The sequence below is a fragment of the Vibrio sp. 10N.261.51.F11 genome, from assembly GCF_041471665.1.
GTDB classification, from domain to species: Bacteria; Pseudomonadota; Gammaproteobacteria; order Enterobacterales; family Vibrionaceae; genus Vibrio; species Vibrio crassostreae_C.
Genome location: NZ_JBFROW010000025.1, coordinates 24,516 through 38,561, shown reverse-complemented (window position 1 = coordinate 38,561; position 14,046 = coordinate 24,516). Strand labels below are relative to the sequence as shown.

At 42.4% G+C, this 14,046-nt stretch carries 16 protein-coding genes and 1 tRNA gene; 14 read left to right on the top strand and 3 right to left on the bottom strand.

The window, feature by feature from the left end; all coding sequences use genetic code 11:
- Positions 1-55: 55 nt before the first annotated feature.
- Positions 56-913, bottom strand: a complete 858-nt coding sequence (gene folD / locus AB4351_RS08330) for a bifunctional methylenetetrahydrofolate dehydrogenase/methenyltetrahydrofolate cyclohydrolase FolD (protein WP_017062367.1) — start codon at positions 911-913, stop codon at positions 56-58.
- Between the two features lie 211 nt (positions 914-1,124).
- Here folD and AB4351_RS08325 point away from each other — a divergent pair.
- The 10 genes from AB4351_RS08325 to AB4351_RS08280 all read left to right on the top strand — a co-directional run bounded on the left by AB4351_RS08325 (position 1,125) and on the right by AB4351_RS08280 (position 8,397).
- Positions 1,125-1,201, top strand: a tRNA-Arg gene (locus AB4351_RS08325).
- A gap of 182 nt (positions 1,202-1,383) precedes the next feature.
- Positions 1,384-2,127 (top strand): hypothetical protein, encoded by a 744-nt coding sequence (locus AB4351_RS08320; protein ID WP_372125637.1) that lies wholly within the window; start codon positions 1,384-1,386, stop codon positions 2,125-2,127.
- Between the two features lie 88 nt (positions 2,128-2,215).
- Entirely contained in the window at positions 2,216-2,401 is a 186-nt protein-coding gene (locus AB4351_RS08315) for a helix-turn-helix domain-containing protein (RefSeq protein WP_372125635.1), read from the top strand.
- An 8-nt stretch (positions 2,402-2,409) separates the two neighbouring features.
- A complete protein-coding gene (locus AB4351_RS08310) occupies positions 2,410-2,778 on the top strand; it encodes a hypothetical protein (RefSeq protein WP_372125633.1) in 369 nt (122 codons plus the stop codon).
- Between the two features lie 73 nt (positions 2,779-2,851).
- Positions 2,852-3,325 (top strand): hypothetical protein, encoded by a 474-nt coding sequence (locus AB4351_RS08305; protein ID WP_372125631.1) that lies wholly within the window; start codon positions 2,852-2,854, stop codon positions 3,323-3,325.
- Between the two features lie 158 nt (positions 3,326-3,483).
- Entirely contained in the window at positions 3,484-4,110 is a 627-nt protein-coding gene (locus tag AB4351_RS08300; RefSeq protein ID WP_372125628.1) for a hypothetical protein, read from the top strand.
- A 367-nt stretch (positions 4,111-4,477) separates the two neighbouring features.
- A complete protein-coding gene (locus AB4351_RS08295) occupies positions 4,478-5,530 on the top strand; it encodes an HNH endonuclease (protein WP_372125626.1) in 1,053 nt (350 codons plus the stop codon).
- A 326-nt stretch (positions 5,531-5,856) separates the two neighbouring features.
- A complete protein-coding gene (locus tag AB4351_RS08290; protein WP_372125624.1) occupies positions 5,857-6,963 on the top strand; it encodes a RelA/SpoT domain-containing protein in 1,107 nt (368 codons plus the stop codon).
- A 238-nt stretch (positions 6,964-7,201) separates the two neighbouring features.
- Positions 7,202-7,531, top strand: a complete 330-nt coding sequence (locus AB4351_RS08285) for a hypothetical protein (RefSeq protein WP_372125622.1) — start codon at positions 7,202-7,204, stop codon at positions 7,529-7,531.
- Between the two features lie 68 nt (positions 7,532-7,599).
- Positions 7,600-8,397, top strand: a complete 798-nt coding sequence (locus AB4351_RS08280; RefSeq protein WP_372125620.1) for a GIY-YIG nuclease family protein — start codon at positions 7,600-7,602, stop codon at positions 8,395-8,397.
- Between the two features lie 201 nt (positions 8,398-8,598).
- On the opposite strand, the gene AB4351_RS08275 is transcribed toward AB4351_RS08280, so the two are convergent.
- Entirely contained in the window at positions 8,599-9,918 is a 1,320-nt protein-coding gene (locus AB4351_RS08275; RefSeq protein WP_372125618.1) for a tyrosine-type recombinase/integrase, read from the bottom strand.
- A gap of 464 nt (positions 9,919-10,382) precedes the next feature.
- Here AB4351_RS08275 and aroC point away from each other — a divergent pair, with 464 nt between their 5' ends.
- Entirely contained in the window at positions 10,383-11,468 is a 1,086-nt protein-coding gene (gene aroC / locus AB4351_RS08270) for a chorismate synthase (RefSeq protein WP_372125616.1), read from the top strand.
- A gap of 150 nt (positions 11,469-11,618) precedes the next feature.
- Here the strand turns inward: aroC and AB4351_RS08265 are convergent, their stop codons facing one another.
- Positions 11,619-12,242, bottom strand: a complete 624-nt coding sequence (locus AB4351_RS08265; protein WP_017062358.1) for a trimeric intracellular cation channel family protein — start codon at positions 12,240-12,242, stop codon at positions 11,619-11,621.
- A 298-nt stretch (positions 12,243-12,540) separates the two neighbouring features.
- On the opposite strand from AB4351_RS08265, the gene AB4351_RS08260 reads away from it, so the two are divergent.
- The 3 genes from AB4351_RS08260 to AB4351_RS08250 all read left to right on the top strand — a co-directional run bounded on the left by AB4351_RS08260 (position 12,541) and on the right by AB4351_RS08250 (position 14,039).
- The gene (locus AB4351_RS08260; protein ID WP_076654578.1) at positions 12,541-13,071 is read left to right on the top strand and encodes an elongation factor P hydroxylase; all 531 of its coding nucleotides are present in this window, start codon (positions 12,541-12,543) and stop codon (positions 13,069-13,071) included.
- A gap of 9 nt (positions 13,072-13,080) precedes the next feature.
- Positions 13,081-13,344 carry a YfcL family protein gene (locus AB4351_RS08255; protein WP_017063425.1) on the top strand — a complete coding sequence of 88 codons (264 nt, stop codon included), beginning with the start codon at positions 13,081-13,083 and terminating at the stop codon, positions 13,342-13,344.
- Positions 13,345-13,517: 173 nt separating this feature from the next.
- The gene (locus AB4351_RS08250) at positions 13,518-14,039 is read left to right on the top strand and encodes an NADPH-dependent FMN reductase (RefSeq protein ID WP_017062355.1); all 522 of its coding nucleotides are present in this window, start codon (positions 13,518-13,520) and stop codon (positions 14,037-14,039) included.
- The last annotated feature ends 7 nt before the right edge of the window (positions 14,040-14,046 follow it).

The window sequence follows — 14,046 nt, the reverse complement described above, 5'->3', positions numbered from 1 at the left end:
AGCCGCAACGTTCATCACGTTGCGGCTTTCTAATTTTATTTATATGCGCTGCGGACTACTTCGAGTGAAATTGCTCGCAAGCGATCATGGTGTTCTCGATTAGGCTCGCAACCGTCATTGGGCCAACACCACCCGGCACAGGTGTGATGAAGCTTGCGCTTTCTTTCGCTACGTCGTATTCAACGTCGCCCACTAGTTTGCCAGATTCTAAACGGTTGATACCAACATCGACCACAACAGCGCCTTTCTTAATCCAAGCGCCAGGAATGAAGTTAGGTTTACCAACGGCAACTACAACCACGTCTGCTTGACGCACGTGACCTTCAAGGTCTTTGGTGAAGCGGTGACATGTTGTCGTCGTACAACCTGCTAGAAGAAGTTCTAGCGTCATTGGGCGACCTACAATGTTTGATGCGCCAACCACAACCGCGTGTTTACCACGTAAGTCGATGTTGTAACGGTCAAGCAGCGTGATGATGCCTTTTGGCGTACAAGAGCGAAGCTTAGGCATGCGCTGAGCCAAACGGCCGACATTGTAAGGGTGGAAGCCATCAACGTCTTTTTCTGGCGTGATACGCTCAAGGACGTGAGTGCTATCAATGCCTGCTGGTAGAGGCAGTTGAACAAGAATACCGTCGATCTCTGGATCGTCGTTCAGTTGGTCTACCAGTGTTAACAATTCGTCTTCTGTCGCAGTGGCTGGCAAGTCGTAAGATTTAGATACAAAGCCAACTTCTTCACACGCTTTACGCTTACTTCCAACGTAAACCTGAGAAGCAGGGTCTTCACCCACTAAAACAACCGCTAGGCCCGGAGCGCGTAATCCAGCTTCAGTACGAGCTTTTACACGTGCAGCAACTTCGGAGCGAACCGTTTGAGAAATTAGCTTTCCATCAATATTTTGAGCAGTCATGAATTTCCTTAGTATTGATATTCAAGTTAGTGGCTGATGTTTTTGGCGCATTATTCCAGAAAATCTTTTTGATTACCATCAAGCAAACGTTTGCTTTGGTCTATTTTCCAACACTTATATGTTTGTTGGCCTTTTTTTACCCACTTAGATCAGAATGTTACATAAAGCCGTTGCTTTACTGATTCGAATTCGTATAATTCGTTCCTGTAGCGCGCCCTTAGCTCAGCTGGATAGAGCACCTCCCTTCTAAGGAGGTGGTCGAAGGTTCGAATCCTTCAGGGCGTGCCATTTATTCCTATAAGCCCAGATAATTCAATGAGTTATCTGGGCTTTGTTGTTTCTGTGGTGCCATAGTGGTGCAGCTGGAGGAAGTTTAAATCTGCCCCGATACGTTAACTTGAAAATAATTCTCTCCCTTGTCATAGATGTGCGTTAATAGTCGTGAATCAACAACAAAGAGTCGAGAGAATATGTCCGATTTCCTACCCGAGTATGAATATGTCACCAATTACTACAAAATCGGTGATAACGAAAATGTAGAAGGAACCGTAGCGATAAGGGTTCCAATCATTACTCCTAAATATATAGACACAGCTCGTCAAGACACCATAGCACTTCCAAATATGGTAGCCGATGAACTAGCAAGCCGTTGCAACTACCCTATTGGCTTAAGTCGATGGACGAAGCAGTTTGATGACGTCACCTCGTTTCTTAGTCAACGTATTGATTTTACAGAGGATGTCAATCAGTTTCATACCTTTCAAGGCATCCCACTATCTCTTGATTACTTCTTCATTATTACAGGCGCAGAGCGGGGGGATTTAGAGTCTGTAACGATCGGTGAGATCTTACTCCACTTGAGACGCGCATATGCATGTTTATGTGAAAATGACCTAGAATTTGCTTTCCACCTATTAGAGATCGTTTCTACCTTCCGAGAAAACCTTATTGTTTTGCTTGGTGAGCGGGAACAGCTAGTTGGTGGTCACCAAATCGCGGCTGGTTTAAAAGGTAACAGTCGTCGTTCTGAGTTTACAAAGCAGTGGGTAATGAAAGCTCAAGAACTTGCGGACCAAGTATTCCAGCGCAACCCCAGATTGTCTTACGAAGATTGTGCAAAAATCATACGTGAAGATCTAACCAGTTATTTATCTGACTCAGACTTTGACGTTCCTGGGCTTAAGCGAATCGCCGCCAAAATTAAAAAAAACTAAATTAGTTTCCCACTTCCCGGGGTCGAGGGATCCCTGTTTAGTAATCTCCATGTTGTTACGTTAAACACCGAGCACAAGGAGCAAACTAATGCCAACTTTAATAAACCGTAAACAAGCTGCAGAGTACCTGGGTCTATCTGAGGGTACTCTCGCCGTTTGGGCTTCCACTGGTCGCTACCAACTGCCATTCGTCAAGGTCGGACGTAAAGTATTTTATCGACAGCCAGACTTAGACGCTTTCATCGAATCCAATATTATTACTCAAACGAGATAGGCGTGGCGATGACTAGATATCAACTAGCAAAAGTTTTATTAGCGAGAATGGTTCGTGGTGATTACCTAAAAAAAAGCGAAATCAGCTCAGCAAGGGGGGATGAACCGTCAAAGGTAATCGACATCATTCGGAGTAAGTTCTTGGTTCCTGTGGAATATGATTCAAATTCAAGGTGTTATTACATGACTGAAGAGAGTCGCCATGACTATAACAATAGGAGATGTGAGCAACGTTCGGCAAAGCAGATTCAGGACGATGAAAAGCGGATGAAGCGGTCAGCTCGCCATCATGTAGAGTGGTTAAATGGAGCCCGTTCCATAGAGTATATGGCTTTCATTGAGCAAGAAGAACAGCGTAAAAACAAAGCCAACGTTTAGTTGGATTGGATAAGGAAGCTGGTGGCGTTCTAGTTTGGCGACCTGACACCACCAGCCTCAGGAATTATTTTACATGAAAAAGACCAAAACTAAAAAGAACGTTGGTAGGTTTGCTGGTATCCCACTCCGCGTTCTTACAACCAAGGCATATACAGAGCTTTCTTCATTAAGCCGAGCATTATTGCTTGAATTAGCAGCGCAATATGATGGGAAAAACAATGGATACTTGAGTTTAACCCGCAACGACCTTAAACAGAGAGGCTTTAACAGTCCATCGTCGAATCAAAAAGCGATAGATGCGCTTATCAATGCCGGTTTCATCACCAAGACAATTCAAGGAGGTATTAGTTCGGGCAGAACACACTGCAATCTTTATGGGGTCAGCTGGCAACCCTCTGATGAGCGAATGGACAGGCCGTTCCAATACTCATTGGAAAAAGGGATGCGCAAATTTCAAGAATGCGTTCTGGACGGGGGGAAAGTGGCAGTACTGACGCCAAGAAAACAGAATCAGCGTACTGATTTAAGACTCGTAAGTGCTAATTAGGGTACTAAATGAGTACAGGGACAGACTCTCAAGGTGTTGATTCAAGACACGATGATAAGTGTGTAGGTATAATAATCATATAGTTAGGAATATCGGAGTTGTCAGGTCCTTGTACTTATTCTGTACACCTTTATATATAACCATACCTAGGGGTAAATATGGATTGGAAAGCATTAGCTACACGATATGCAGAGGACTACCAAGAAACGAGGATTAGCCTCAAGCAGTGGTGCGAACAACACCAAATTGACTACCAAAACGCACGAAAACACATCAGCGTGCGTGAAGTAAAAGCGCGTGGCTCGAGCGCATCAAAAACGAAACGGCAAAATGTGATCAGATCGCAACCAAACAAGGCTAACCGAACCTCATTTTCAAGTGGCAATCAAGCTGCTCGCAAACATGGCGCTTATGCAAGTCTACTTGAAGAGGAAGATGTGAATGTTGCAGCACAAGTAGAGAGCCTTCAGGATGAGCTTCTAGTAAGCCGTTCAAGATTGGTGTCGGTCCTGAAAGCTCGAACACAAGTCCAGAAGCAGTTGCAGCAGTGTTCTAGTGTTGAAGCTAGAGTTCAGTGCACCGAAGTATTACTAAAGCTGGTGGACGCGGAGGAAAGGACTGTTGCAAGAGTTGAGTCATTGTGTTCGACCATTTCAAAGTTACAGCGCGATGAAACTATTTTAGTGAAGGATGCGTTACAAACAAAACTTATTGAGCAAACCATTGAACAGAAGAGAAGAGATACTGAGCAAGATAACCAGGTCATATACCATATTGATTGGTAATTAGTGGCATGTTTGGTCAGATTAGTAGCGGTGGGCGCTTCGTCACTTTTCGATTTAATGGGGGAAATGTACTGATAAGATTTTCCAATCCACATATGTCGTCCCTTTTGTGAACAGAGTCAGCTCCAAGCGCATTCCCCCTATTATGTTTTAGCGATTAGAATTTTGCAGGAGGGTGCAATTGCAATTTGGCTTACCAATCCGATCTATTTAGTTGCGCTGACATAACGCAATTTACATACAGCTGAATTGTTACCGAACAGGGTTGGCATTAGAAAGGAGTTCAGTACTGAGTTTTCTTCAAGCTATAGCAAATATAATACTTCTGATTACAATAGACTGTATATCAATGTATTAGGTGGCGGCTATGCGTATAGAAGAAGCAAAAAAATTTGTCATTAACTCCGTTTTATCCCCTGCGATAACATCAGATAAGGTTTCTCAAAAAGTCCGTGACGTTACAAAAAGCCAACTACCCTGGGTAACCAATTTTAAAAAGGTTGGGGATGTATATCAGTACTTGCTTAATACAACAAAGAGCAGAGATGACAGTGTTGATGAGTTAGAGGCTGCAGGGCTAAATACCTATGAAAAGATACTCCCTGAGTTTAAAAAGCAGTTTACATCAGAGCTGAACGACACATCAGACTTTTCTGATTTCACTATTAATCATCAATACTCGACAAGAGATATCCTTTCCGTTGTAGGACAATACGATACTCGTAGCGGAGGCATACAGCTTCATAGAGTCGGGGGAAGGTTAGAGTCAATCGCCATTAAAGTGACTCTTAAAGGCGGGAAATACGAAAATAAATGGTTGATACCTAACCAGTTGCTCAAATACTATATGAAAAGTATCAATGGAGTTTTTAAAGAGTCTTATGAAGATAATGCCTCAATTATCGGTTCTGCAAATATTCCAATCCACACTTTTGTTCGGAAAACCAATAAAGACAAAAAGTTTGTTTATAAAGGTGATTTCAAATATCTCAGTCATTTTGATGAAAACGGTAATAAATGGTTTCAACTAGAAAGGGCTAGCACCTCTTCGAGTCCCTCACTGGAGGATGTTTTTGATAAGCTAAATGCTGCTGTGGGTGCAGCAATTATCGATACTTCTGAACGACGAAAAAAACGGCTAGAAAATGCGCCTAAAAAACCCAAAGCACGAATTGTAAATACTGTCGTATACGACAGAAACCCTGACGTTATTGCAGAGGTACTCCAACGTGCAAATGGACGGTGTGAACTCTGCAATAAAAAAGCACCTTTCAGAAAAAAGACCACTAAAGAGCCATATTTGGAAGTTCATCACATCATCAGATTAGCAGATGGTGGTGATGATACAGTCGAAAACGCAATTGCTCTTTGCCCTAATTGCCATAGAGAAAAGCACTATGGGGAAATACGAACGCTCTAATGAACTTATGTCCAATACTAAGCTAGCTACGGTGACTAGCTCGGATCTGCCCTAAAGTTTATTGGAACCGTTAATGATGGCTTTTTCGCGGAGCCTATTTTTCCCAAAAACAATAAGACATATTTAATGTGTTGTAGTGCACTTTGGGAGGGGAAACAGTGAGCATTTTGAGTGAAATCATTAATGCCGACGAGGTATTTTGGTTTTGAGTAAGTCAAAGGTACTTGTCATCATTAACTGCCTGAATGCACATTTCTTCATTAGACTTCGATGCTTTATAGAACGAGTTGGGTATAATTTGACCCAGAACTAATTAAGGGTATCCAATGGCAAATCAGCAATATAGCGACCAAAAACGTCCACTAGCTTTCACAAAAGGGGAAATTGATAGAGCAGGCAATAATATTCGTCATCGAGTTGAAACTGACGAACGTAATAAGGCAATAAAAAAGATTCAGAACTTTCGAGAGTTTCACCTGTATCCCTTGATACTCTTGAAAAACCACTTATCGAGAACATCTAGAAAAGTGGGTAAGAAAATCATTGTTGCTCGTCGCCTTAAGCGTCTGCCAACCATCATTGATAAGCTAGAACGACCAACTCTAGATGGTCAGCGTCCTAACAGTATTCGCGTTACTACTATGCAGGATATTGCTGGTTGTCGAGCTATTGTGAAGAATAAAAAGCAGTTGTTTGGGTTGAAAAAACGACTAGAGCAGAGCCGTTCTGTACATGAGATCATCAACACTCGTGACTATTTGACTTGTCCCAAAGACGATGGATATGGCGGTATTCATCTAATTTACAGTTGCTATAAAGGTCAAGATGCTGAGCACGAATGGAAAGGAGCAAAAGTTGAAGTTCAGCTTCGAACTGAACTACAGCATGCGTGGGCAACTAGCCTTGAAATAATTGATACGTTGAAAGGTATGAACCTTAAAACTAGTCGTGATGGACATCAGAATTGGCGTCGTTTCTTTGCTCTTGCAGGTAAGCTTGTGGCTCATCATGAGGGCTTATGTAAAGTTGAACCAGATGAATTACTTCAAGTTAGAAAAGAACTAACAGCTTTGGATGAAGTGCTTGAGGTTCGCAGAGAAATCACTAGATACGTTCTTGGTATAAGCTTCGCTCATCACAAGAGTGTTAAAAAGCGCAATGGTGATGGTTTGTACCTGATTATGTTTCCAGAGCCTAAAGTTGATGAAAAAAGTAGTGAAATTCAATTGAACGTGCAGGTGGCGACCTATAGTCGCAAAGAAAGTGAATTGGCACTAGCTAGACTAAATGAATCTGAGCTAGATGATTCCATTCTGTTATCTGTTCTTGTCTCTGCACCAAACGCTAGAATATTAAAGCAAGCTTACCCTAATTACTTTGGCTCCACCCAGCAGTTCACGGACTTCATCAAAGAAAACCTTGTTACCGATTAAGAGTAGTAATTCACCGATACCAAAAATTCCTGTTATTAGGCTAGGAGATGAACTCTCCGACGAAATGAAGACATACATTAATGATCCAATCGGTGAACACAGAGCGGCGAAGGTTCTTTTTAGTGTAAATAATGGTTCAGATTTACGTGCGAATTAACAGAATCCTTAAAGGGTTTACTTTAACTTTTTTGAATGGTTTCATTAAGTAAAAAGACATATAGAGAACAAGGCGGTTTATATGAGTGAGCAAGACAAGCAAGATACGGATTATCTTAATATGTGTATCTCTTATAAATTACCACGTTCTGAGGAAATAGCACGCTATGAAAAAATGCTGGCAAACACTTATTGTCACGACTTGGAAGACTATTTGTTCATTTCGCGAGAAGAATTGAGGAAAAGGTGGATAACAGGCGGATTAGCTGAAAAGTTAATGACAGTTCTTAAGTTGATCCTACCCATTATTATTCTGCCTTTCACCACTATTTCTCAGTTAACTGATCGGAGACGTCGGCGGATGCGATTAAACACTGAGCTACAAAGGTTAAAAGGGACGATTGTGTTATAGCTTCTTCGTAACGAGAATTACAGGAACTATTACCCCACATTACAACAACATGGATGTTGCAGTTCAACATGGATAAGTTAAGAGAAAAATTCGAGCTTCAAGCTCAGGTTGGCGGTGAATCAAAGTTGGGTTACGTATATGTATTGTCAAATCCGGCTTTCCCTCATTTAGTAAAGATTGGTTATACGACACGATGTATAGAAGAGCGGTTGTGTGAGCTTAATGCTCCCACGAGTCTTCCATCTCCTTTTCAACTAGCTTTTTCTTTTTTGTGTGAAGACCCCTTAAATAAGGAACGTCTTTTACATGATCAATTTCAAGATCAGCGTTTTTCATACAATAGGGAGTTTTTTGAGGTTGACCAATCGGTAGTAGTAGACTTTATCATTACCAAGTTTACTCCTGCTGAACTGAGCGGGAAGATAAGTCAGCCATTTAGAGATGAGCTCGAAAAGCAAAAGTTGTTGCTCGCTCAACTAGAAGAAAGCAATGCCTTGTTCTGGCAAGAAAAAGAGAGTTTACAAGTTTTGTACGATGACAAGAGTGCTAGCCTAGTTAATTTGGAGACTGAGTTTGAAGAACTCATGCAGAGCAATGTTCGTACTCTCTATGAGTTAAAAGCCGTAAATGAACAGTTAAGCTGTATAAAAACTCAATACGACGATTTGACGTTAGTTAGAGCTAAATTATCGGAGGAGCATATCCACGTGTTAGGTGAATGTCGTGAACTGCGATTCGAGTTAAAGCGTGCTAAATCTAGGATAAATGAACTGGCGAGCGAACTCGAAAATATAGCCAAATTATCGACTAAAAACTTGAAAATGTGGGCGTCAAAAAACAAACATGGAATATGCCGACTAGACTGACTGAACTGCTTGTAGTGGGTAGCCTTGGTGGTTTCTATCACTTGTGCCGATTTAAAACGCTCTGACAGTGACTCACGATTTATTGTGTACAGTAATGTATGTCCACCGCGTCTTTAAATTCAGTTGTGATAACAATACCAATGAGTGCGGAGGGTTATGTTAGCTATCGAATAGCTTTAGCTTTGTTGCTATAAGCTGATGCTAGGGTTTCAATGCTACGCCTAATTCGTTAGATAGAAATTCTAGTAGAGCTTGTTTGTCGCCAGTGTTTAGTCGATGTATTTTGTCTTTGATGTCATCTAATGAGGATGTGCTCCGGTCACCTAGCATTTGGTTGGTAGTGATTTCCAACTCCTTGCGCACAGCGTCAACGGATAAGTGTGCGTAGACGTCAGCGGTGATTCCTATGTTAGAGTGCCCTAAAAGCTTGCTGGTGGCTTGTATGGAGCCTCCGTTTGATACTTGGTACGTCGCCAAGGTCCTCCTTAGATCATGTGCTCGTAGGTTCTTCAGTGAATCCACGTCAAATAGACCAGCACGCTCGGTGATACGCCTCCAGAATCCGCCTTTCCCACTTTTGTCTGTTATGTGCCCAGACACACTTCGCGTACTCGGAAAGACAAATTCGTCTCCCCTCATGGCTTGAGCAGAGCGTCGCTCTAAGATAGACATCGCTTCGCTACACAAGGGAACCACATGAGGCTTCTTACTCTTAATTTTTGAGGTAGGGATAGTCCACGTGGCATTGTTTCGGTTGATTTCTCTCCATTCCATTGACAGAACATTAGATTTTCGTTGACCTGTGAGCAGCAGCATCAAAACGCAATCACGGTATATTTCTTTCTCGCCCTCAAGTGCTTCAAAAAGCCTAATCATCTCATCCTGGCTTAAGGTACGCTCTCGCCTATGTAACGCCTCATCTATCTTTTTCAGGTCAGAGAATGGATTATGCTCTATATCAGCCCTGTTATACATGGATTTGAGTAGAGTCAACGCGTGATTATGTAAGCTGTAGCCTTTTCCAGCTAGTAAGGTGTTGAGTAGTTTCTTTGCTTCCGTTTTTGTATAAGCTTCGAAGCTTAGATTGCCAATATGTGGCTGTAAGTGGATACGATAAAGAGTCTTGCTACTCTTCAGGCTGCTTTCTCGTCGAGAACCAGCTTTAATATCTAGTTCAAACAACTCTTTATACAGGTCGAACAATTGATCAAAGGTAGAAGCATTGCGCTGATTGCGTTTTTCAATGTTTGGATTGATGCCGTTCGCTATCTGTTGGGCTATCTCTACGGCTTTTTTGCGCGCAAGCTCGACGCTGATCTCCGGAAACTTGCCGATAGTCACTTTAACGTTTCTACCGTTTACTTTTTGGACGTATCGAAAGGTATTATCACCAGAGGGGGATTGGTCTAACCCAAGACCTCGAACACTATGTTGCCCCCCGATATCGGCAATCCTTTTGCGTTTTTTGGGTGTTTCTAGTCGCTCTAAAGCACGTTTGCTGAAGTTAATTCCTGATACCATAGTCCTTTAGCTCATCTTTCTGTGGTGCCATAGTGGTGCCGATAGGGTTAATTTTAGGCTATTTTAGGTAAGTGTGGTTAATTTGGTAAGTGAGAGTGTTAGATGTTAATTATATGATTATTATGATTAATGTGGATAAATAAAGGTGAGTATAATTTGAATAAACATCGAATGTAACTCCTTCAGGGCGTGCCATTATTTAAAGAAACCCGATAACTCTCCGAGTTGTCGGGTTTTTTGCATTTTACACATCATAAAACACTTCTTTTCAAGCGCGACTCATTTTCTTCTGTTATTCGTTTCATTCGGCTTATGTAATAGAAAGTTAAAATTGTTCGTTTTTTGGGGTTTACATCATTTGGTAATAAAGCCACTATGAATTCACGAAGAATAGACAAGTAAAGCTATTAGCCAGTCGGTTTAGGAATCAAACCTTCTGCTCAATAGCTGATTTAGAGGAAGTAATGGCAGGAAACAGTATCGGACAACATTTCCGCGTGACCACGTTCGGAGAAAGTCACGGTATCGCACTAGGATGTATCGTAGATGGGTGCCCACCAGGATTAGAAATTACCGAAGCAGACCTTCAAAGAGATTTGGATCGTCGTCGCCCTGGTACTTCTCGCTATACAACGGCTCGTCGTGAAGCGGATGAAGTGAAAATCTTATCAGGTGTATTTGAAGGCCAAACTACGGGTACTTCTATTGGTCTATTGATTGAAAATACAGACCAACGCTCTAAAGACTATTCCGAAATTAAAGACAAGTTCCGCCCTGGCCACGCTGACTATACGTACCATCAAAAGTACGGTGTGCGTGATTACCGAGGTGGTGGTCGTTCTTCAGCTCGTGAAACTGCAATGCGTGTTGCTGCAGGTGCAATTGCGAAGAAATACCTAAAACAAGAATTTGGTGTTGAAATCCAAGCTTACCTTTCTCAAATGGGTGATATCTCAATTGATAAAGTGGATTGGAACGAGATTGAAAACAACGCTTTCTTCTGTCCAGATGCCGACAAAGTACCAGAATTTGATCAACTGATTCGTGACTTGCTAAAAGAAGGCAACTCGATCGGTGCGAAGATTCAAGTGGTTGCGACTAAAGTGCCAGTAGGCCTTGGTGAGCCAATCTTTGATCGTCTAGATGCTGACATCGCGCACGCTCTAATGAGCATTAACGCTGTGAAAGGTGTTGAGATTGGTGATGGCTTCGATGTTGTTAATCAACGCGGTAGTGAACACCGTGACCCATTAACTCCAGAAGGTTTCAGCAGCAATCATGCTGGCGGTATCTTAGGTGGTATCTCTACTGGTCAAGATATTGTGGCAAGCATTGCGCTTAAACCAACATCAAGCATCACTGTACCTGGTGACACAATCACGAAAGATGGTGAAGCAACGCAGCTAATCACGAAAGGTCGTCACGATCCATGTGTTGGCATCCGTGCGGTACCTATTGCAGAAGCAATGCTGGCTATCGTGCTGCTTGACCACTTGCTACGTCATCGTGGTCAAAACTTTGGTGTGGCAACTGAAACACCACAAATCTAATTCTGCTTCTTTTTATTTAGAATAGAATTGGTAGAAACAAAAAAGGGTTGCTTCGTAATGAAGTAACCCTTTTTCACATTAGCAGGATTATTCGTCCGGTTAGCGACTATCGTCATTAAAGACAGCTAGCAGCTTAAGGCTCTTAATCCATTAATGCACTGAACTTTCAGGATCAAGCTGGAACGAAGGCAAACTCCATTTGAATCTTACAGCCGCCATGCGCAGCAAGTAACCAACTACAAGCGTCACAATTGTCGCCGTGACGTCGTTGATGCCAAGCTCAAGCAAACCTAGGTACAAACCTGAAGCGACAAGTGCGACAGAGGCATACAGCTCTTCATGTAACACCAATGGTGTTTGACGACAGATAAGGTCACGTAACAAACCACCAAAGACACCTGTCACTAATGCCGATACCATGCAAATCATCGGGTGCAGACCCATGGTCATCGCTACTTTGGTACCAATGATACTGAATACGATTAGGCCTAAGGCATCCAAGCGAATAAACAAACCTTTTAGCTTGATAACCCATTTCGCCAACCCGGTTGTAATAACACCTGCTATACAGGTGATGGCCAGATACTGAGGGTTTTCAACCCAACCTAAAGGGTAATGGCCAAGTAAGATATCGCGTACTGTACCGCCGCCAATTGCCGTTGCACTCGCAACCAACATTACACCAAACCAATCCATTTTTTGTTTGCCAGCACTGAGAGCGCCGGTCATGGCTTCTGCCGTGATGCCAATGATATACAAAACACTTAGTAGCATTGCTGTAGCTCTATAATTTAGGTCTATAAACTCGAGTCTTATAGGCCTTAGGGATATAAAATGAAGCGCGAGTGTAGTAGTAAAAATGCTTGTTGACGAATGAATATTTGTACCGTGAATGGGCGTTTCAGATTAGCTAAACTAATCATTCACCTTAAAGTGGTGTAATCTGGGAATGGCAATCGATTGTCACTGCAAAGTATAATGGCGAACCCGATGTCATTACGCTTGATAGGGCTTTACCGAGCGCTGAAAAAAAAGCAAAATGCCCCAGTTATTTTTACTTAAATTTGATTTTATGACACACCAATACTCAGACATTATCGATATCTTCAATCAGACCTTTTTTGAAAGCTTTAATACCAAACTAGAGCTAGGGGCTGATGAGCCGATCTATTTGCCTGCTGATGATACTATCCCACACCATCGAATCGTGTTCGCACGTGGCTTTTACGCCTCTGCACTCCATGAGATCGCACACTGGTGCGTTGCTGGGCCTGAGCGTCGTTTACTGGAAGATTTTGGCTATTGGTATGAACCTGACGGTCGAACTGAGGCGGTTCAAGCTGAGTTTGAAAAAGTAGAAATTCGCCCACAAGCGTATGAATGGATCATTGCGATGAGCGCAGGCTTTCCTTTTAATGTCAGCTGTGACAATCTACACGGCGATTTTGAGCCAGATCGTTTGGCCTTTATGAATAAAGTACATAGCGAAGTTATGGGTATCTTTGAAGTAGGCTTTCCGCCTCGCGTGAAAATGCTCTCTGAAGCATTACGCAGCTTCTACGATGTGGAACCTTTATGTGCTAGCCAATTTATTGTGAAATAAGAGAATATTATGATTATCGAATTTGAAGAAAAACTACTTGAAGTAATTGATGCTCGCATTGAAAACGCATCAGACGATGAACTGTTTGCTGGTGGTTACTTACGTGGTCATATTTCTCTTTCAGTGGCTTCATGTGAAGAAGAAGGCATTGAAGATGTGGCTGAAGTAAAAGCTCGTATTGAACAGAGCCTAGACGACGCTCGCTCTGAACTAACACCAGCAGACCGCACTATCGTTAATGACCTTTGGGTTGAGCTACAAAACCAAGCTTAATCTCGATGTATTAATACTATCCGCTCAGTCCCCTTTCCCATTTTGCTGAGCGAACTGGTTTATTTGAGACTCGTTCGAAATTTTTGAATGAGTCCGTTCATTTCTTGTGATGGTTACATTTTCTTACTACGTTATTCTAATCCCACTTAACGGAATTACAGAAAGGTCACATCATGAAAGTTATCGCATTTGGCGCAAGCACAAGTTCTACCTCAATCAACAAAACACTAGCAACTTACGCAGCAAACTTGATTGAAGGTGCTGAAGTTAAAGTCCTAGACATCAACGATTACAATGTTCCTATGTTCAGTGAAGACACTGAAAAAGAGATTGGCCAAGCGGAAGGTGCTCAAGCATTCCTACGCGACCTAGCTGAAGCTGATGCGTTTGTTATCTCGTTCGCAGAACACAATGGTCACTACCCAGCTGCGTATAAAAACCTATTTGATTGGGCGACACGCATTGAGCGTTCAGTATTTGGCGAGAAGCCGGCGGTTTACCTAGCGACTTCACCAGGCCCTGGCGGCGCACAAACGGTACTTGGTGCAGCGACAGGTTCTGCACCTTACTTCGGTGGCAACGTGCAAGCGTCAGTTTCAGTACCAAGCTTCTACGATAACTTTGATTTTGAATCTGGTTCTATCAGCAACGAAGAGATCGTTCTACAGATTAAAGACGCGGTTGCTAAGCTGTAAATACAGC